18 protein-coding genes are annotated in these 18,150 nt (G+C 71.0%); 10 read left to right on the forward strand and 8 right to left on the reverse strand.

What is annotated here, in order from left to right; translation table 11 throughout:
- Positions 1 to 167: 167 nt before the first annotated feature.
- From QOZ89_RS18210 to QOZ89_RS18230, 5 genes are all read left to right on the forward strand, one after another.
- Complete coding sequence (locus QOZ89_RS18210; RefSeq protein ID WP_312624312.1) at positions 168 to 839, forward strand: TetR/AcrR family transcriptional regulator; 672 nt, start codon at positions 168 to 170, stop codon at positions 837 to 839.
- 367 nt (positions 840 to 1,206) lie between these two features.
- The gene (locus QOZ89_RS18215) at positions 1,207 to 2,490 is read left to right on the forward strand and encodes an ABC transporter substrate-binding protein (protein WP_312624313.1); all 1,284 of its coding nucleotides are present in this window, start codon (positions 1,207 to 1,209) and stop codon (positions 2,488 to 2,490) included.
- A gap of 398 nt (positions 2,491 to 2,888) precedes the next feature.
- Entirely contained in the window at positions 2,889 to 3,815 is a 927-nt protein-coding gene (locus tag QOZ89_RS18220; RefSeq protein ID WP_071050982.1) for a TIGR03619 family F420-dependent LLM class oxidoreductase, read from the forward strand.
- Positions 3,806 to 4,339, forward strand: a complete 534-nt coding sequence (locus tag QOZ89_RS18225) for a nuclear transport factor 2 family protein (protein WP_083419199.1) — start codon at positions 3,806 to 3,808, stop codon at positions 4,337 to 4,339. The genes QOZ89_RS18220 and QOZ89_RS18225 overlap by 10 nt, the downstream gene beginning before the upstream one ends.
- 279 nt (positions 4,340 to 4,618) lie before the next feature.
- Complete coding sequence (locus tag QOZ89_RS18230; RefSeq protein WP_071050983.1) at positions 4,619 to 5,392, forward strand: SDR family NAD(P)-dependent oxidoreductase; 774 nt, start codon at positions 4,619 to 4,621, stop codon at positions 5,390 to 5,392.
- On the opposite strand, the gene QOZ89_RS18235 is transcribed toward QOZ89_RS18230, so the two are convergent.
- A complete protein-coding gene (locus QOZ89_RS18235; protein ID WP_071050984.1) occupies positions 5,393 to 5,914 on the reverse strand; it encodes a MarR family winged helix-turn-helix transcriptional regulator in 522 nt (173 codons plus the stop codon).
- A 319-nt stretch (positions 5,915 to 6,233) separates the two neighbouring features.
- On the opposite strand from QOZ89_RS18235, the gene QOZ89_RS18240 reads away from it, so the two are divergent.
- The 3 genes from QOZ89_RS18240 to QOZ89_RS18250 all read left to right on the forward strand — a co-directional run bounded on the left by QOZ89_RS18240 (position 6,234) and on the right by QOZ89_RS18250 (position 9,306).
- The gene (locus QOZ89_RS18240; protein WP_241841988.1) at positions 6,234 to 6,848 is read left to right on the forward strand and encodes an RNA polymerase sigma factor; all 615 of its coding nucleotides are present in this window, start codon (positions 6,234 to 6,236) and stop codon (positions 6,846 to 6,848) included.
- Entirely contained in the window at positions 6,845 to 8,131 is a 1,287-nt protein-coding gene (locus QOZ89_RS18245) for a hypothetical protein (RefSeq protein ID WP_312624314.1), read from the forward strand. Before QOZ89_RS18240 ends, QOZ89_RS18245 begins: the two co-directional genes overlap by 4 nt.
- 239 nt (positions 8,132 to 8,370) lie before the next feature.
- Positions 8,371 to 9,306 carry a TolB family protein gene (locus QOZ89_RS18250; protein ID WP_312624315.1) on the forward strand — a complete coding sequence of 312 codons (936 nt, stop codon included), beginning with the start codon at positions 8,371 to 8,373 and terminating at the stop codon, positions 9,304 to 9,306.
- Positions 9,307 to 9,463: 157 nt separating this feature from the next.
- On the opposite strand, the gene QOZ89_RS18255 is transcribed toward QOZ89_RS18250, so the two are convergent.
- From QOZ89_RS18255 to QOZ89_RS48270, 5 genes are all read right to left on the reverse strand, one after another.
- Positions 9,464 to 10,822 (reverse strand): ABC transporter substrate-binding protein, encoded by a 1,359-nt coding sequence (locus QOZ89_RS18255; RefSeq protein ID WP_312624316.1) that lies wholly within the window; start codon positions 10,820 to 10,822, stop codon positions 9,464 to 9,466.
- Positions 10,823 to 10,916: 94 nt separating this feature from the next.
- On the reverse strand, positions 10,917 to 11,801 hold the full coding sequence (locus QOZ89_RS18260) for an enoyl-CoA hydratase-related protein (protein ID WP_083419200.1): 885 nt from the start codon (positions 11,799 to 11,801) through the stop codon (positions 10,917 to 10,919).
- Positions 11,798 to 12,916 (reverse strand): LLM class F420-dependent oxidoreductase, encoded by a 1,119-nt coding sequence (locus QOZ89_RS18265; RefSeq protein WP_241841999.1) that lies wholly within the window; start codon positions 12,914 to 12,916, stop codon positions 11,798 to 11,800. The genes QOZ89_RS18260 and QOZ89_RS18265 overlap by 4 nt, the downstream gene beginning before the upstream one ends.
- A 2-nt stretch (positions 12,917 to 12,918) precedes the next feature.
- Positions 12,919 to 14,454 carry an acyl-CoA carboxylase subunit beta gene (locus QOZ89_RS18270; RefSeq protein WP_071050988.1) on the reverse strand — a complete coding sequence of 512 codons (1,536 nt, stop codon included), beginning with the start codon at positions 14,452 to 14,454 and terminating at the stop codon, positions 12,919 to 12,921.
- A gap of 56 nt (positions 14,455 to 14,510) precedes the next feature.
- Positions 14,511 to 14,807, reverse strand: coding sequence for a hypothetical protein (locus QOZ89_RS48270; protein WP_157910561.1), 297 nt, complete (start codon positions 14,805 to 14,807; stop codon positions 14,511 to 14,513).
- A gap of 277 nt (positions 14,808 to 15,084) precedes the next feature.
- Here QOZ89_RS48270 and QOZ89_RS18280 point away from each other — a divergent pair, with 277 nt between their 5' ends.
- Entirely contained in the window at positions 15,085 to 15,366 is a 282-nt protein-coding gene (locus tag QOZ89_RS18280) for a CopG family transcriptional regulator (RefSeq protein ID WP_071051052.1), read from the forward strand.
- A gap of 338 nt (positions 15,367 to 15,704) precedes the next feature.
- Here the strand turns inward: QOZ89_RS18280 and QOZ89_RS18285 are convergent, their stop codons facing one another.
- Positions 15,705 to 16,937, reverse strand: coding sequence for an IS4 family transposase (locus QOZ89_RS18285; RefSeq protein ID WP_312624317.1), 1,233 nt, complete (start codon positions 16,935 to 16,937; stop codon positions 15,705 to 15,707).
- Between the two features lie 121 nt (positions 16,938 to 17,058).
- Here QOZ89_RS18285 and QOZ89_RS18290 point away from each other — a divergent pair, with 121 nt between their 5' ends.
- Entirely contained in the window at positions 17,059 to 17,388 is a 330-nt protein-coding gene (locus QOZ89_RS18290) for a hypothetical protein (protein WP_241841989.1), read from the forward strand.
- Positions 17,389 to 17,417: 29 nt separating this feature from the next.
- Here QOZ89_RS18290 and QOZ89_RS18295 read toward each other — a convergent pair whose 3' ends face one another.
- A complete protein-coding gene (locus QOZ89_RS18295; protein WP_071050990.1) occupies positions 17,418 to 18,098 on the reverse strand; it encodes a TetR/AcrR family transcriptional regulator in 681 nt (226 codons plus the stop codon).
- Positions 18,099 to 18,150 lie beyond the last annotated feature (52 nt).

Raw genomic sequence — 18,150 nt, forward strand, 5'->3', positions numbered from 1 at the left:
GTGGGATGCGGCGGCGGTCAAGGTCGCGGGGCCGCCCGCCAGGCATGACGACCTCCAGGGCACGTCCGCGCCGTGAAAGGATCTGGTCGACCGCATCGCTGGTGGCCGCGGCGGGCGCACGGAAGAGCTCCGTCGCCCCGGCCCAAGTGGTACGCACAAGGAGCGACGTGTCCGAGACGGCCGAGAACCTCATGGAGAACGTGACCGGTCAGCCACCGCGTGACCGGTCACGGCGTCGCCGGTCGGGACGCGACCCTGCCGGGCGCACCCAGATCCTCGACGCGGCCGTCGCGTGCATCCTCGAGCTGGGCTTCTACCGGGCGAGCACCAACGAGATCGCCCGGCGCGCGAACCTGAGCTGGGGGGCGATCCAGTACTACTTCGGCTCGCGCGAGTCGCTGATGCTCGCCGCCGTCGACGAGCTCAACCGCCGGTTCATCGCCTCGATAGCCCAGCGCCACATCGAGGGCGACACGCTCGAGGAGCGCATCGAGTCGCTCTACGAGCTTCTCGCGCAGTACTACGGCGCGCCGAGCTACCTGGCCCGGCTACAGATCATGCTGAACCTGCAGAGCGACCCGGACACCTCGGCCGCCGCGACGGCGGCCCTGACCGACATCTCGGGGCGGGTCGCCGATCAGATCCGGCGGCTTGTCGAGGAGACGCTCGGGCCCGGCTCCGACCGGGCCCAGGGCAGCGCCCTCTTCCACGCCATCCGCGGCTTCGTGCTCAGCCGGCAGCTCTCCGAGTCCGTCGACCCGGAGCAGGGCCGGCACGACGACGTGGTCCGCAAGATCTTCCTCGCGAGCATCGTCGCCGCGGAGCGGCGCGCCCACTAGGCCACAGCGGCACCACCAGCCGCCGCCCGGTCACCGGCCGCGCGACGTCGGCAACAGCGCCCAGCTCACCGCGGAGGCGTTCCGCACCGTCCCGACATCGGGGCGGCGCACGCGACGCCGTGACCCGCCCCGGCCTGACGAATGGCCCGGAACGCCGCGGGCCAGCCGACATCCGAATTTGCCGCCCATATATTTGACGGCGACGTCGAAATCATTTTTGTGTGGCCGGGACATGCCCGAATAGCCGCCCACGGCCGGGACACCCCACCCCACCGAAAAGGGCCGGAACAGGAACGGTAGCGTGCGCAACATCACGATCGCTATGTGACCCCACTCCGTTCTGGTTCGGACAGGAGACGAAGACGTCATGAAAGGTCAGCACTTACGCGGGCGGACGGTCGCCGCGGCGGCCGCCACACTGCTCGGGCTGTCCGCCGCGGCGGGCTGCGCATCCGCCTCGTCCTCACCCGGCTCGACGGACGCCGCTGACAGCTCCTGCCCGTCGCCGGGTGTGACCAGCAAGACCATAAAGCTCGGACTCATCTACCCGGACACCGGCGGCGTGGTCTCCGCCGCGTTCCATTCGGCGCGCAGCGCCATCGAGGCGCGGGTGGACCTGCAGAACGCGAAGGGCGGTGTACATGGACGGCAGGTCGTCCTCGAGTGGCGCGACGACGAGTCGACCCCCGAGGCGTTCTCGCGGGCGGCGCACGACCTCCTCGACAACGAGCACGTCTTCGGCCTCATCGCGCAGTCCATCGTCATCGGGCCGTCGGCCGAATGGATGGACAAGGCCGGCGTGCCGGTGGTCGGCGTGGCCGCCGACAAGTCCTGGACCGAAGGCCACGACAACATGTTCAACTTCGGCTCGCTGTTCAACGAGGGAAAACCGGTCTCGACGTTCGGCGAGTACGTGAAGAAGCAGGGCGGGACGAAGGCCTACCTCGTCGTCGACCAGTCCTCGCCGGCGTCACACAGCCTGGCGGTGCAGTTCGCCCCCAGCCTCACGTCCCAGGGCGTGAGCGTCGTCGGCACGAGCGACTACAGCGAGTCCGTCTCCAGCCCCGCCAAGGTGGTCGACGGCCTCAGGAGAACCGGCGCCGACGCGCTGATCGGCACGATGCAGCCGGAACCCTACATCGACATCCTCGCGGCGGCGAAGGCGGCCGGCATCAGGCTCAAGGTGGCGCTGGTCAGCGCCGGCTACGGCACCCAGTTGCTCTCCACCAGGGGCCGGGATATGGCCGGCATGTCGGTCATCACTGGCTACCAGTCGTTCCAGCAGAACTCCCCCACGATGCGCGCCTACCACGACGCCATGGCCGCCTACGCCCCGGAGCTCCCCGACCCGGACGAGGAGGTCGCGCTCGCCTCCTACGTGACGGCCGACGAGATGCTGCTCGGCCTCGACCGCGCCGGGCAGTGCCCCACCCGCGAGGCGTTCATCCAGAACCTGCGCCAGGTGCACGACTACTCCGCCGGCGGGCTGATCGCGCCCGTGGACCTCAACGAGCCGGAGGCACCGGCCAAGTGCTTCAACTTCCTGCGGGTGAACGCGGCGGGCGACGCCTTCGAGGTGGTGCCCGGCGGCAACGGCCCCGCGGGGTTCTGGTGCGGCACCGCGCTGGGCTCGGGCGGCGCCCGCAAGTGAGCTGTCGCGTCCAGTGACCAACCGCGGCTGGCCGGCCGCCCGACCCCGCCGGGCGGCCGGCCACCGCCGACGATCTTCGTGGCCGTCCCGGTCGTCACTTCATGAAGTACGCCCCGGCTGGCTGACGGCCTGCCCGGACGTGATGCTCTTCGTCCTCCCGGACGCCCACCACAACAGCAATGTGGCCCCCGACCCGCGTCGCCTTGTGGACCGCGTCGTGGCCTGGGCGGCGAGCCTGCGCCAGCCGGCCACACGCCTCTGACACCCGGGGCCTCCACGTAACCCGCGCGCCCGCGACTCAAGGAAGATATGATTGTAGACAATATACATAATCTTGGTGCAGCTCATGACGGCGACACACAAGCTCATGACGGCGACACACAAAGGAGGCCCGAGCGATGGCGACGTCGCGTCCTCGGCTCGCGATCGGCCTGCCCGTCGGGGAGTCGATGTTCAAGGCCGACGAGCAACACAAGGTCATCGATCTGTGCCGCGCCGCCGACGACGCCGGCGTCGACACTCTCGTGCAGAGCGACCACGTGATCATGGGCGAACGAACGGACCGGTACCCGTTCGGGACGTTCAACTTCCCGAACGGCTCGCCCTGGCTGGAGCCGCTCACGCTGTTGTCGGTCGTCGCTGGGGCGACGTCGCGGGTGCGGCTGTCGACCGGCGTCCTCATCGCGGGGCTGCGCCGCGCCCCGATGCTCGCCAAGATCTGCGCGACGCTGGACGCGCTCAGCCTGGGCCGCCTCGAGATCGGCGTCGGTACCGGCTGGCAGCCCGAGGAGTACGAGACCCTCGACCTCGACTTCGACAACCGGGCGCAGATCCTCGACGACACGATCGCCGCCTGCCGGGCACTGTGGGCTCCCGGCGGCGGCACCGCCGTGGACCTGCCGACGGTCAGCTTCGAGAAGATCTGGTGCGACCCGAAGCCGGTCCAGCGGAACGGGCCGGCGGTCCTGTTCAGCGGCCCGCTGACCAGGCGCAACCTGCGCCGTATCACCGAGCTGGGCGACGGCTGGATTCCGATCATGGGCGAGTCGCCCGAGGGCGTGGCGGCCGGGGTCGGGAAGATCCGCGAGGCCTGGGCCGCCGCGGGCCGCGGCGACGCCGTCCCGCGCGTGCGCCACACCCTGCCACTGGTCCGCGGCGAGGGCCGCGCGCTCGACCTGGACCGGACGCTGGCCGGCGCGGCGGCGATGGCCGAGATCGGTGTCACCGAGGTCTCGCTGCCGGCCGCGGCGTTCGTCCGCGACCACGCCGAGGCGGCCGCCTGGGTCGGCGACCTAGGCCAGCGCTGGGAGAAGCTGTGGAGCTGAACGAGCTGAACGCGGCCGGAAGGACACGCCCCGCCGGGCTGCTCCCCGCCGGCCGCTCGGCCGGCGACCCGGCCGACCGGCTCGCGCTGCGCGACCTGGTCGACAGCTACGCCGCGGCGGCCGACGCCAGGGACGAGCAGTTGTTCGTCTCGCTGTTCGCCGACGACGCTGTGCTCCAGGTGCGCTACGCGAACCTGGAGGATCCCGCGACCACGGTCACCGGAGCCGCCGCGATGGCCTCGATCCCGAGGGCGCTCGGCGCCCGCTTCCCGGAGACGTTCCACCTCGTCGGCAACCACCGCTGCCAGGTCGACGGGGACAGCGCCGTCGGCGAGACGTACTGCGACGCGCACCACCTGCACACCGGCGCGGACGGAGAGCCCGCCGACCTGCGCATGGTGATCCGCTACGCGGACGCCTACGGCAGGGGCGCCGACGGCGCGTGGCGCTTCGCCCGGCGGACCGTGAACGTGCTGTGGCAGCACGTCGGACCGGTCTCCGCCAGCGCGCTGCACCGCTCCTGACATCTCGACATCGGGGTGACCGTCCCCGCGGCACGGCCGCCAACCAGGTGAAGAACGTCCACCGCGCGCTGGCCGCCATCGGTCGCAGCGCCGTCATCCTCGGCTCGGGCGGCTGACCGGCCCGGCCGCCCAGCCGCGCCACGACCCCGTCTCCCGAGAACCAGGTTCTAATGCCGCCTGCCGACCGCGAGGCCAGTTAAAAGCACGATATCTGGCCTCCATCTTCCTTCTGGGGGCTAGTGATTGACTCCTGGTTCTAGGAGACCACACCATGCGGGTATGGACGCTGAGAAGTTACGGGCCCTCTTCGACCTGACCGGCCGGGTCGCGGTCATCACCGGGGGCACCCGCGGCATCGGCCGCGCGATCGCCGAGGGCTTCGTCGCCGCCGGCGCGGCCGTCGTCGTCGCCAGCCGCAAGGCCGACGCCTGCGCCGAGACCGAGACCCACCTGAAGGCGATGGGTGGACAGGCCCTCGGCGTCCCCACTCATGTCGGCGACCTGGCCGCCCTGCGCACGCTCGTCGAGCGGACCGCCGCGACCTTCGGCCGCATCGACATCGTCGTCAACGACGCCGCGACCGGCCTCGCTCAGCCACTGGGCGCGATGACCCCCGATGCATGGGGCAAGTCGTTCGACGTCAACCTGCGCGGCCCGGTCTTCCTCGTGCAGGAGGCGCTGCCCTACCTGACCGCGAGCCCGTCCGCCTCGGTCATCAACGTCGTCTCGGCCGGCGCCTTCCTGCACTCCCCCGGGGTGTCGATGTACGCCGCCGCCAAGGCGGCGATGGTCGCGTTCACCCGTTCCATGGCCGCCGAGTTCGCGCCGCGCGGTGTCCGGGTCAACGCGCTGGCCCCCGGCGCCGTCGACACCGACATGGTCCGCGCCACCACCCCCGACTCGCGGGAACGGATGACCAAGGCCAGCCACCAGGCCCGGCTGGCCCACCCCGACGAGATGGTCGGCCCGGCCCTCCTCCTGGCCGCCGACGCCGGCAGCTTCCTCACCGGCCAGGTGCTTCTCGTGGACGGCGGCCTCGTCGTCGCCCGCTGATCAGTGGGCGGGGTGGAGTTCCGAACGGTCCTGGCGGGGCCAGGGACGCCCCTGGCCCCGCTCCATGGCGAGGTTGAAGCGGGCGAGCAGGTGGGCCAGGGTCGCCAGATCCGCCGGGTCCCAGTCGCGGACCATCCTGGCGATGCCACCCACCGCCCAGGCGCGGTCGGCGTACAGCCGGGCGAGGCCATGATCGGTGATGCGCAGCTTGCGGGCAACCCCGCCCTCCGGGTCCGGGATTCGCTCGACCAAGCCGGCGCGCAGCATCGCGGCGGTCTGCCGGTTGATCGTCGACGCGTCCAGTCCGAAGGCCTCGGCGAGCTGGCCGATGGACATCGGGCCCTCGGCCTCGATCCGGCTGAGCAACAGGTAGGCGCTACGTTCCAACCGCTGCTCGGCCTTGGCCGCCTCCGCCCGGGCGGTGGCAGTCATGACCATGTACCGGCTGATTAACATCAGCTCGCGCTCGATGTCGGCGACTTCAGCCAGGCCGGCCGCATCCGCCGTCGTCTCGGGCTCCATCGCGACCCCTCTCCCCTCGCATCCGCGCTGGAACCGAGCCTACTCTCGATGTGCGCGGTACACACTGTATGCACGGTACATATAAACGGCGCGGTATCGAGCAAACCAGCGTGCGCCCCTCGGCCACCCGGACCTCCCCGCCGCCTCCGCCACGACCAGAACGTTCCGTCGGGCAGGCAGCTCCGCCGGCCTGGTCGGAGAAAACTCGCCGGGACGAGCAGCGGATGGCCGAGTCGCGCGTCATCTACACGTGCGACCATCCACCCCCCGCCCACGAGCCGAGGCCGCCGCCGCGCCAGCCGTGCCCGCCGGGGCCACCATGCCCGCCGGGACCGCGGCGGACGCGGCGGACGCGGCGGACGCGGCGACCGCGGCCGGGCTCAGCGGGCGCCGAGATCCTGGCCGCATGACCGCCCGGTTCCCGGACACAGCCCCCGGCCATGGTTCCCGCGACGCGGTCGGTCTGCTGTTCGCCGAGCACCGGCTCGGGCTGTTGCGGCTCGGGGTGCTGCTGCTCGGTGACCAGCGCGCGGCCGAGGACGTCGTCCAGGACGCGTTCATCGGGCTGCTGCGGCACTGGCCGCGGCTGCGCGACCCGGAGCGAGCGGTGGCGTACCTGCGCGCGAGCGTCGTCAACCGCGGGCGCAGCCAGCTGCGCCGCCGGGCGGTGGCGCGCCGCGTCGGGGTGCGCTACGAGCCACCGGTCTGGTCGGCGGAGTCGGCCGTGCTGCTCGGTGAGGACCGGCGGGCGGTGCTTGCCGCGGTGCGCCGGCTGCCGCCGCGCCGCCAGATCGTCCTCGTCCTGCGCTACTACCTCGACCTCGGCGACGACGAGATCGCCGAGACGCTCGGCATCGCACCCGCCACCGTCCGGTCCACCGCCACCAGGGCACTGCGCGCGCTCGGCGACCTGCTCGGCGAGGAGGAAGCATGACCGCCCTGGAGGACCGCCTGCGCAACGCCTTCGCCGCCGTCGCCGAGATCGTGACTGCCGACGACCTGGCCTTCGAGCCGGACCGGGCGCTGCCCGGCCGTCGGGCCCACGCGCGCCCAGGCGAACGGGCCGGCGACGGCGCCGGGCCGAGGCGGCGGATCGCGCCGGCGCTGGTCGTGGGGGTCATCCTGCTCGTCGTCGTCGGCGTGGTGCTGCTGCCGCGGTTGGCGCGGCACACGTCCGTCACCCCGGCTGGGGTCACCGTCACCGTGGCGCCGTCCGTCTCCCCCGGCCCTTCGGTCTCCGCCACCGGTGCGGACGTGCTCCCCGACCGGTACCTCGTCGCCCTGGAGTTGGGCGACACCGGCGTCCGGAGCCCCCAGCTGACCGTCCGCGACGCGCGGAGCCGCTCGGTCACCGCGACGCCGGCACCGCCGGACGGGATCGAGTGGAAGGCCGTCGCGGCTGCGCAGCCCGGGACGTTCTACCTGCTCGGCGACGACCTGCGCGCGCATCCGTCCTGGTGGCTGTACCGGTTGGTGCTCGGCCCGGCTGGCCGCGTCGCGTCGATCAACCGGCTGGACGCCGTGCACGTCCCGGTGGTTCCCGAACCCTGGCTCGCCGTCTCACCGGACGGCCGCCGCCTCGCACTCCCGGCCGAGTACGCCCCGGCGAGCCTGGACGCGCCGCCCGCCATGGGCATCCAGATCGTCGACGTCGCGATCGGGGGGGTCGAGAGAGAGTTCCCCAACAGCGTCCGCGGGTATCTGACCGATCTTAGCTGGGCGGACGACGGGCGCCATCTTGCCTTCCAGATCGACGCGCTCCTGCATCCGGAGCAGCCGGTACCGGCGAACCCGTCGTCGCGGGCCGGGCTGTGGATCCTCGACACGAGTACCCACAGCACCCTGTTCGAGGGCTCCAGGCAGCCGGTCACCGGCCAGCAGGCCCGCGACGAGGGCTACATCAGCCCGGTCCTCAGCCCGGACGGCACCCGGATCTTCGTGATCAGCAGGCACGCGGTCGCCGACGGTGGACTGGCGCCGACCCGTGTCGTCGAGCTGGACGCGGCCACGGGTCGTCAGCTGCGCGTCCTGCTCACCCACCCGGTCCCGGCGACGACCTGGATGATCTCGGAGCTCGCGCTGGACCCCAGCGGGCGCTGGCTGGTCGCCTGGGGCGGCGGCGACCAAGGCCTCACCGTCGTGGACGCCGCGACCGGACACACCACTCGATTCGCGCGCCTGAGCCTGGCCGGCTATGGCGCCCTGGTCACCTGGTAACGAGGGAGAGAGCCGTGGAAATGCCGGTCACCGGAAACATCTCGCCGGGAGACGCCGCGGATCGCCGGGAGGGACACCTTCCCATGCGATCGCCTGCCCATCGCCCGGGCCGGAAAGGACGCGCGTGTTGGCTCATACCCGTAGCCATCGCGGCGTCGCTTCTGCTCGCCGCCGGTGCCGGACCACTGGCAAACGGGCTCCAGCGCGGGAAGGAACTCACCGCCTCGGTTTCACCCGCCGTGTCGCCGGCGCGCTCCTTCGTCACCCTCAATAGGGGTGGAAGCGACCAGGACAAGGCGTTTGAGGAGGTCGCGGTCCGCGACTCCCTGTCGGGGGAGGTGACGGCGACGGTGCCACCACCCGCCAACGACTCCTGGTGGGGGGTGTCGGCCGCCGCGGCCGACCCGCGGACGTTCTTCCTCCTCGCTACGGACTCCGCCTGGAAGGCACATGTCTTCCGGCTGACCGTCGACACCGACGGCGCGGTGGCGTCGCTGATCCCCATCGATACCGTCAGAGACCGAGGCATCTCGGTGTTCGCCGTATCGCCGGACGGTGGCCGGATCGCATTCCAACGGGAGGCCGCGAGCTCGACCGGCACTCCCACCGGTGCCGGCGTCGACGTCATCGACGTCGGCGACGGAAGCGTCACGACCTTCACGACGGACAGAGGCATCGTCAATAGCTTCAGCTGGTCCGCCGACGGCCGCTCGCTCGCCTTCCAGCTCAACGTCGTGGGCGCCGCGACATCGTTGGACCAGGCTGGGCTATGGATTCTTGACACGACCCGCGCCGGAGGCGACCTGTTGGCCGGCTCGCGCCAAGTCAACCTCGATCATCAGCAAGACGACGAGCGTTACCAGACGCCGCTGCTGAGCGCGGACGGTGACAGGTTCTACGTTCCCACGTCCCGGCCCGATCATGGGGGTGTGGAAAAGCGCCTTCTCGAGTTCGACGTGGCCACGGGCAGGCAGCTACGCGTTCTGTGGGAGGGGCACCACGAGTACTCGGCCCTCGATGGATCCGGGGACGGCAGCACGCTCGCGCTCGACCCGAGCGGGACGATGCTGATGCTGAACGATGCCGGCCTCGATGTGTACCGCATCGACCTCGCCACCGGCAACGCCGCGCGCATTCCCCTGAGTCGCGGCCACCCCGCCATCCTGGCCTGGTAGGCAGCACCTCCTTGCCGGCGGGCCAGCAGCTGGCCGACTCTCATCGGCCCTCCCGCGGGCGGCCGGCCCGGCGCGGCCGGGGGGCACCGGCCCATCTCGGCAGGCCCGGCACGTCACGGGACGACGTGCCGGGCCTGCCCAGCGGCCCGGCCCAGGGTCAGCGGATGGGGACGGTGGCGCCGCAGGCCAGCGGCTGGACGACCTCGTAGTGGCCGGCGACGAGGCGGACGGCGGAGCCGCAGGGGGTCGGGACGTTGTGGTTGAGCGGCCAGCGGCTCTCGGCGACCGCGCCGGGGACCTCGTAGGTGTAGCCGCCGCCGTTGAGCAGCTTGAGCAACGAGGTGGCGGTGAGGTTCGGGCCGGCCTTCTCGGCCGCGGTCAGGAAGAAGTCGGCCGACCAGTAGCCGGCCATCGCCGTTAGGCTGATCTTCTGGTCCGGGGCGTACCTGGCGAAGTCCTTCTTCAGCTGGTCGAGGCCAGGCGAGGAGGTCGACGACTCCAGCGGCGCCCACTGCAGGTAGGTGAGCGAATCCTTGAAGGACGCGAAGCCGGCCAGGCGCGGGTCGTAGCCGACCTGGTTGACGATCTCACCGGTGAAGCCGGCGGCGCGCAGCGCCTCGGTGAGTTTCAGGGTGGACGGGAAGGACAGGCTCAGAACCATGATGTCCGGCGGGGCGCCCTTGTTGGACGTCATGATGGCGCTGACGATCGGGGTCGCGTCGTTCACGCCGCTGGTCGGCGCCGAGGCCTCGGCATAGGTCACCTTCAGGCCGGCGAGCCCCAGCGTGCGCTTGTAGACCTCGACGCCCTCGCGGGCGGAGTCGTTGTCGGAACCGAGCACCGCGGCGGTTCTGCCCGCCGGGCTGCCGCCGAGGACCGCGCTGGTGAGCATTCCGGTCACGCTCGGGACGGACTTACGGTCGGTCTGCAGCAGGCAGCCGGTGAAGGCGAAACCGAGCGCGGAGTCGCACATCGCCGTGTTAGTGCCCCAGCCGAAGAACGGGATCGCGGCCTTGCACAGCGGGTCGAGGAAGTTCGGGAACGTCGAAATGGTCGGGACGACGGCGAAGACCTGGTCACGCTCGGCGAGGCTCTGCGCGAGCTGCACCGAGCGGCCCGGGTCGGTCCCGTCGTCCTTGGTGCCAATATAATTGATCTTGCGACCGTTGACGCCACCCTCGTCGTTCGCCCGTTTGAAGCGGACCTCGGCGCCGACCTCGGCGCCGCCCAGGGCCGTGCCGCCGGGGGCGGTGAGGCTCACCAGCCCACCCACCTTGATCTCGGTGGCGGTGATGCCGCGGTTCGGGTCGGGAGAGGCGTCCGCGCAGCGCAGGCCGGCCGCGTCGACCTTCACTCCGCCGTCGTTCCAGCCCGTCGTGGCACCCGGTTGGAAGGCCTTCGGGTCGACCGTCGGCGCCGCGGACGCCGCGGCGCCACCGCCACCGCCACCACCGCCACAGGCGGTAACGCATAACAGGCCGGCCGCCGCCACCGCGGCAATACCAGATAATCGCACAGGAATACCTCACCCTCACGACAAAGAAACGCACGCCCACATCGCGTACGCATTTCCTCATCCGAGGGTGACACGGCTCACATTGCTTAGCAAGTCAGTCCGCTTCTGACGTCTTCCCCGTTTTTCCGGAACCAACGGAACCATCGGGTCCGGCTGGGCCAGCGGTTTGGGCGGAACCGCTGGAACTGTCGGTCACGGCGGCCTTCACAGCGGCCAGGGCGTCGCGGCGGAAACGGGTTGCGGCCTCGGTGTGGGCGGCCAGGGCGGTGAGCTCGGTGCCGGCGCGGATGGCGGCGCGGGCGCCCCAGACGTCGAAGGCCCGGTGGACGGAACGCTTGTTGATCTGGGTCAGCTCGCTGGGGATGCCGGCGACGCGGACCGCGATCGCGAGCACCTCTTCCGCCAGCCGGTCGGCCGGGTAGGCGCGGTTGGCGAAGCCGATGCGGGCGGCCTCGATGCCGTCGACGGCATCGCCGGTGAGCATCAGCTCCATCGCGCGGCGCAGGCCGAGCAGCACCGTGTGGTACTGCCAGTCCGGCGGGCTCGCCACCCGGACCACCGGGTAGCTGATGCGCGCGTCCTCGGCCACATAGACCAGGTCGCAGGCGGAGGCAAGCTCCGTCGCGCCGGCGATCGCGTAGCCGTGGATCTGGGCGATCACCGGCTTGGCCAGGTCCCAGAGGCTGAACCAGGTCTCGCCCGCCTGCCGCGCCCACTGGCCATCGCCCGGCGCCGAGTAGAACGGTGGGTCGGCCATGAGCGGGGATCCAAGGTCGTAGCCGGCGGAGAAACACGGGCCCGCGCCACGGACGATGCTGACCCGCACGCCCGGGTCGTTGTCATGCGCCCGCAACGCGTCGAGCAGCTCGGTGCGCAACGGGGTCGAGATGGCGTTGCGTTTCTCCGGCCTGTTCAGCGTGATCCGGCGGACGCCGTCCGCCGGGGTGTCGACCAGCAGAAACTCGTAGTCGGCGGTCACCGGCCGTCTCCCGCCGGTGATCCTGGGGACAACGTCCTCCGGAGGTGCGAAGGAAGATTATTTTCGCGCGCCCTTTGGCCCTCTAGGTCGCTCACCAGGTCTCTCGTGCCGGCGAGGTCGGCCATCAGCTCCAGCGCCTCGGGCTGGTGGGCATCGATGATGACCCCGGTGATGCCGGGCGAGACGTAGTCGGTCTCCCAGCGCGTCCGGATCCGGGCCGGCGAGCCGAGCAGGGCGGTCTGCTCCAGGTACTCGTCCGGAACGGCCGCCATCGCTTCCTCCTTGCGCCCGGCGCGCCAGAGTTCGCCGATGCGGTCGGCGGCCGCGGCGAAGCCGCGGCGGGCCATCGCGTCGCGGTGGTAGTTGTGCGTCGCGCTGCCCATCCCGCCGACGTACATGGCGGTCAGCGGGCGCATCGCGTCGAGCGCGCCGCGTACGTCGTCGGTGATCCGCACGGACGAGCCGGTGAACACGTCGAACCCGCCGCGCGCGGCCCGTTCCTGGACCGCCGGGGGCACGCCGTCCGGGCCGAGCCCCATCGGCAGCCAGCCGTCGCACAGGTCGGCGGCGAGCGCGGTGTTGCGCGGGCCGCCGGCGCCGAGCCAGATCGGGACCGGCGCCACCGGATGCATGATCGACTTCAGTGGCTTGCCCTGGCCGAGCGCGCCGGGGCCGGCATAGGGCAGCTGGATCTCCTCGCCGTCATGACGGAGCGGCTCCTCGCGGGCCAGCACCTTGCGCACGATCGTCACGTAGTCGCGAAGCCGGGCGTTCGGCCGTCCCCATGGCTGGCCGTACCAACCCTCGACGATCTGCGGCCCGGAAAGCCCGATCCCAAGGATCAGCCGGTTGCCGCCGGCCAGAGCGTCGATCGTCATCGCCTGCATCGCGAGCGTGGCCGGCGGTCGGGCGGCGAGTTGAACGACGGCGGTCCCCAGCCGGATCCGCTCGGTCTGGGCCGCGAGAAAGGCCAACGGCGTGAGTGCGTCGCTTCCGTACGCCTCGGCGGTCCAGACGGAGTGATAACCGAGGCGTTCCGCGTGGCGGACCTCGTCGACGGGCACCGCGAGCCGGGCGGCCCGGTAAAGGCTGAGGCGCAGGCCAAGTTTGAGCACGGTCAAGGCAGGATCCCTCCCGGCTGGGGCGGGCGGTTCACGCCCGCCCACTCGCGGCCCTCGCTCAGCGCGAGGCCGACGAGCAGTGCGTTGCGCAGCTCGCGCGGGTCGATGACGTCGTCATAGGACAGCCGGGCGCCTCCGGTGATGGATGACTTGGCCTGCTCGGCCGCGACCCGGGCCCGCTCCTCGGGATCCTCGATCTTGCTCGCCGTGGAGGAAGCGGGCAATGCGCCCAGCGTGATGGACGGGAAGGCGAGCGTGAGGGTCTGGCCGTCGAACGGGTTCATCGCCATGATCGAGGAGCCGAAGCCGAACGCCTTGCGCAACGTCACGTGCAGCTTCGGCACCGTGAGGCGATGCTGCACGGCGTACATCCGGGCCGCGTGGCGCAGGATGCCGGCGCGTTCGGCGGCGCTGCCGGCGAGAACACCGGGATTGTCGGCGAGAAAGACGCAGGGCAGGCCGAAGACGCCGGCCACCTGGAGGAAGTGGGCCACCTTGTCGGCCGCGTCGCTGTCGATCGCGCCGGCAAGCACGCTCGGGTCGTTGGCGACGACCGCCACGGCGTGGCCACCCAGATGAGCGAGGGTCGTGACGATGGATCGGCCGAAATCGGGCTGCACCTCGAGCAGCTCGCCGTCGTCGACAATCGCCTCGAGCACCGGCCGAATCGCGTACGGGCGCCGCGGATCGGGCGGGATCAGCTCGAGCAGCTCATCGACGCGGCGCGGTCCGGCATCGGGGCCGTCCAGGCGGCGCGGCGGCGGCTCGGCGACGTTAAGCGGGAAGTAGGACAGATAGCGGCGGGCCAGCGCGATGGCCGCGCGGTCGTCCGCGACGACGTTGTGGACGACGCCGCTGGTGGTGACGGCGACGTCCGGGCCGCCGAGGTCCTCTTTGGTGATCACCTCGCCGGTGGCCGAACGCACGAGCGGCGGGCCAGCCGAGAAGATCGACGCGGTCTCCGTCATGACGACGAAGTCGCACAGCGGCGCCGTGAGCGCGCCATGGCCGGCCGAAGCGCCCAGCACCAGGCACACCATCGGCACCAGACCCGAAAGCTCGACCAAGCCACCAAGGTCGCCGGGCCGGCGGCCGGTCGCGCCCTCGGTGACCCGGTGGCCAGCGCCCTCGAGCATCATCACCAGTGGCACCCGCTCCTGGCGGGCGAGCTGGGTCAGCCGGTAACGCTTGTCGGCCGCGCCGGTGCCGATCGAGCCGCCGAGCACGGTGACGTCCTCGGCGCCGGCGAGCGCGGGGCGTCCGTCGATCCGCCCGGAGCCGGCGACGAACGCGTCGGCGGGGACCGGCGGGTCCTCGGTTCCCCCGACCAGGGCACCGATCTCGTAGAACGTGCCCGGGTCGAACAGCGCGGCGAGCCGCTGCCGGGCGTTAAGCCGGCCGCGCTGGGCCTGCCGGACGAGCCGGGCCTCGCCGCCCATCCCGAGCGCCACCGCCTTGCGGCGTCCGATCTCGGCGAGCGCCGGACCCCATCCCCCTAAGCCGTCCGCCCCGTCCGAGTCATCGCCGCCCACCCGACCACAATATGGAACCTTGTTTCTCTGCCGCAAGGGTTCGGGCCGATGACCACTTATGCAGGTGTTTGCGTCGGCAGCACCGTCGTTAGAATTTCGTTCCATCGTCGCCAGGCCGCCAGGAGTGCATCGCCCCCGGGCTCATCGACACCCCGATCTACGGCGAAGGCCCGGGCTCCGCTGCGTTCAAGGACAAGCTGAAGCGCGACGTCCTCTTCCCGCACCGCCTCGGCACCGCGGACGAGTTCGCCTCCCTGGCCGTCGAGCTGCTCACCAACAGCTACCTGAACGCCCAGGTCATCCGCATCGACGCCGGCGCCCGCCTCCAGCCCAAGTAGGACGGGCGCCCGCACGCCCCAGTGCTCCCTTCCGGATCGTCGAGGCGCCGACTTTCCTGCCGGGAGACCGGAGGCAACGTTCACGCCCCCTCACGCGACACGCCGACTTGCCGACTTGCCGACTTGCCCCGAATTGACCTTTTCGGTTGACGCAACTACTGTCGTAGTCGACAGTGTCGTAGCCATCAGCCAGGAGGCGTGCATGACCCCACTCGCGACCCAGGCCCCGGCCGAAGTCCGCCACCGAGAGCACCCCTCGCCAACCCCGCATACGGCGGTTATGGTCACGAGCGTGGGAACCAAGACGATCATGATCACTGTTCCCGAGGAACTACTGGAAGAAATCCGCGCCGAGACCGGCGAGCAGGACATCTCCTCCTACATCGCCGAAGTTCTGCGCCGCAAACTTGCGCGCGACCGACTGGGCGAGCTTGTCGCTTGGCTGGAAGAGGAGTACGGCCCGATTACCGACGAGGAGCGGGCCGACGCCCGTAGGGAAATGGAAGAGATCGACGCGGAGCACGCGCGCCGCCGCGCGAAGCGCGATGGCGACCAGGCCGGAACAGCGTCTTGAGCGGGTCCGGATCCGCCATCGCCCGGCGGCCCAAGGTGTTCGTACTCGATTCCGAGGCGCTCTCGCTGGCTGTACGCGGGGACCGAACCATGACCCAATGCCGTTTAGCTTAAGTCGATCTTGATGTTTCGGGTGATGAGGCGCGCGGGTTGAGTGGGTGGAGCCGGATCGTGGCGAAGCCTGGGTGGCGGGTCGAGGCGGGTTCGTTGGGTCTCTTGACGCGGTAGCTGTTGTGGCGGGCGCGTTTGATGGCGCGGGGGCAGGTGCGGTGGCGCCGCGGTGGGTTGAGCACGCGGGTGAGTTCGGCGTGCAGGGCCGGGAGCTGGCCTTTCCAGTCCTCAGGGGGGAATGTCCGCCGTTCCGGTGGCGGAGCGGCGGACCAGGCGCAGGGTGCGGGCGAAGCCGACCCGGTCGGGATCGAGATCGGCGGCCTCGGCGGCGCCGGCGATCAGGGCGGTGAGCGCGTACTGGACGATCAGCCAGGCCCACATCTCCTGGACGGCCAGCTCGGGCAGTCGGGAACGCAGCACCCTGCCGGGGCCGCGTAGATGGGTTTTGAGCTGGTCGTTCGCGGTCTCCTGTTCCCAGCGTTCGTTGTAGCCGGCGGCGATCTCGTCGGCGCGGGCGTCGGCCGGGTCGAGGATCGTGCTCAGCACGACGACCAGTTCACCGGTCCCGCCTCCGGCCCGGTCGGGGATGTCGTACTCGACGACCCGGGCCAGGTGCGCCTCGTCCGGATCGAGCTGCGCCCCGGCCTTCGCGGCCGCCAGCAGCGCGGACCGCCGCCGGCCGGCCGTGATCTCCGGGTTGATCAGCACGGTCAGGAACGTGCCGTCGGACAGGACCTCCACGACCGGCAGCCCCAGCCCGGTCGGGGCCCGCCAGATCAGGTCCGCGCCGGTGGCCGCCGCCAGCGACCAGTTCTCGAACGAGTAGAACCCACGATCCGCGGTCAGCACCTCATCCCGGTCCAGCCGCACCAGCAGCCCCCGCGCCAGCGTCTTCTCCCCGGCCGCCCACCCACCGACCTCGGCGGCCCGAAACGCATGCGTGCCGCACTCCGCCAGCGCGACGACCCGCATCTTCGGGAACGCCGACCGTTTCTCCCCCGAGCCGGCGTAGCCGAACTCGGCGGCGTTCTCCGGGGTGTCGGGCACGTCGACCTCGAACCCGTCGACCGCCAGCAGCAACCGGCCCCGCAACCACGCACCCCGCGTCGAGGGCGTCGCGACCTGCCCGGCGACCCGCTCGAACACCTCGGCCATCACCGCCCGACCCAGCCGCTTACGCGCCTGGGTGATCCCGCCCGCCGTCGGCGGCGACCACGCCGCGTCCCAGCAGCCGAACCGGTCCAACGACCCGGTGACCTTCACCGCGACCTCGGCGTAGTCGTCGTCCGGGAACAGACACAGACCCAGCGTCAGATAGATCGCCACATGCGGCGGGAGCTTCCCACCCCTGCGCCGCTCACTGACCCCACAGACCGCGACCGCCTCGTCCACCGCATCCCGCGACACCGCCGTCACCAACACCCCGACCGACACCTGATCGGGAGTCACCCTCGAAGCCACGAAACGTCACCAAACCACCCACCAGCACCGATGCCACGCCGCCACGCCGCAGCCACTCACCCGAAACAGAGCCGGGCAGACCCCAACAGCAAGATCAAATTAGGCTAAACGGCATTGAACCATGACCAAGCGCCTAGACCTTGCGCACGAAAATGACATCGAGGTCGTCGCTTCACCGATGACCCTCATTGAGGCATTCGACAGCCGCGCGATCGAAAAGCGCTGGGACTGGGCACTCTCCAGGGTCGACGTGCCACCGCTCGACAAGGACCAGGCTCGCGAGGCCAGGCGTCTGCTTGCCATCGCAGGGCTTCACGGCCACAAGTACGCCATCGACGCCGTCGTCGCTGTCGTGGCGCGGCGGCAACGCGGTGATGTCACTGTCTTCACCTCGGACATGGACGACTTCTGCCAGCTTCTCCCCGACCACATCGTGATCCAGAAAGTCTGATCTCGACACTCACGTTCCGAGGACGCCCGTCAGGCGGGCGGGGCGGGGCTGGCGGCCGGCTGGCCGAGCACGAAGGCTTCGGACAGCAGGTGGAGCCATTTCGTCACCATCGCGTCGGCGTCGACCATGGTTGGGTCGACGCCCGCGGTGGCGAGGCCGATCGGGCGGAACAGCCGCCAGCCGAGGGACACCACCAGCAGGAAGGCCGCGAAGACCCGTGCCTCCTCGTCCGGCACCTCGCGTTCGTGCTGGCGGGCCTCGCGGGAAATGATCCCGGCGACCTGTTCGAGCGCGGGTGAAGGGCCGAAAACATCGGCGGAATAGCCGCCCTCGAGCGCCGCCCAGCCCATGATGCGGCCGATGCTGCCGTCCGCGGTCGTCAGGAAGATATCGACGACGTCGGCGAGCGCCTCGATGTGCTCGAAACGGGTCGCCGACCGGGCGGCGACCCGCTGGTAAACCTCGTGCAGCAGGTCCTCCCTGGTGCCGAGGTACTGGTAGACGAGGCCGAAGTTCACCCCCGCGGCGTCCGCGATCTCGCGCAGCCGCACGTTGGCCGGCCCCTGCTGGGCGATCAGCCGCTGCGCCGCCTCGAGCAGTGCCTCCCGCACCTCCTGGCGGCCACGCGGTCGCCGCGCGGGGGCGCCCGCCTCGGACGCCTCCGGCGCAGCCGCGTCCACGGGCTCTGAGGTGTTGCCGGCGACTCCCACGTGTGGATCGTAAGCCGCCCCTCGACCGCTCGACCGCCGTCCGCGGCGACCC

Origin of the sequence: Pseudofrankia coriaricola (assembly GCF_032027725.1) — a bacterium.
Lineage (GTDB): Bacteria > Actinomycetota > Actinomycetes > Frankiales > Frankiaceae > Pseudofrankia.

Bases quoted from the DNA above. Each gene is read 5' to 3' on its own strand.
- QOZ89_RS18230 (WP_071050983.1), top strand. From the start codon at position 4,619: ATGGACGCTGAGAAGTTACGGGCCCTCTTCGACCTGACCGGCCGGGTC.
- QOZ89_RS18245 (WP_312624314.1), top strand. From the start codon at position 6,845: ATGACCGCCCTGGAGGACCGCCTGCGCAACGCCTTCGCCGCCGTCGCC.
- QOZ89_RS18240 (WP_241841988.1), top strand. From the start codon at position 6,234: ATGCCCGCCGGGACCGCGGCGGACGCGGCGGACGCGGCGGACGCGGCG.
- QOZ89_RS18215 (WP_312624313.1), top strand. From the start codon at position 1,207: ATGAAAGGTCAGCACTTACGCGGGCGGACGGTCGCCGCGGCGGCCGCC.
- QOZ89_RS18220 (WP_071050982.1), top strand. From the start codon at position 2,889: ATGGCGACGTCGCGTCCTCGGCTCGCGATCGGCCTGCCCGTCGGGGAG.
- QOZ89_RS18290 (WP_241841989.1), top strand. From the start codon at position 17,059: ATGACCAAGCGCCTAGACCTTGCGCACGAAAATGACATCGAGGTCGTC.
- QOZ89_RS18235 (WP_071050984.1), bottom strand. From the start codon at position 5,914: ATGGAGCCCGAGACGACGGCGGATGCGGCCGGCCTGGCTGAAGTCGCC.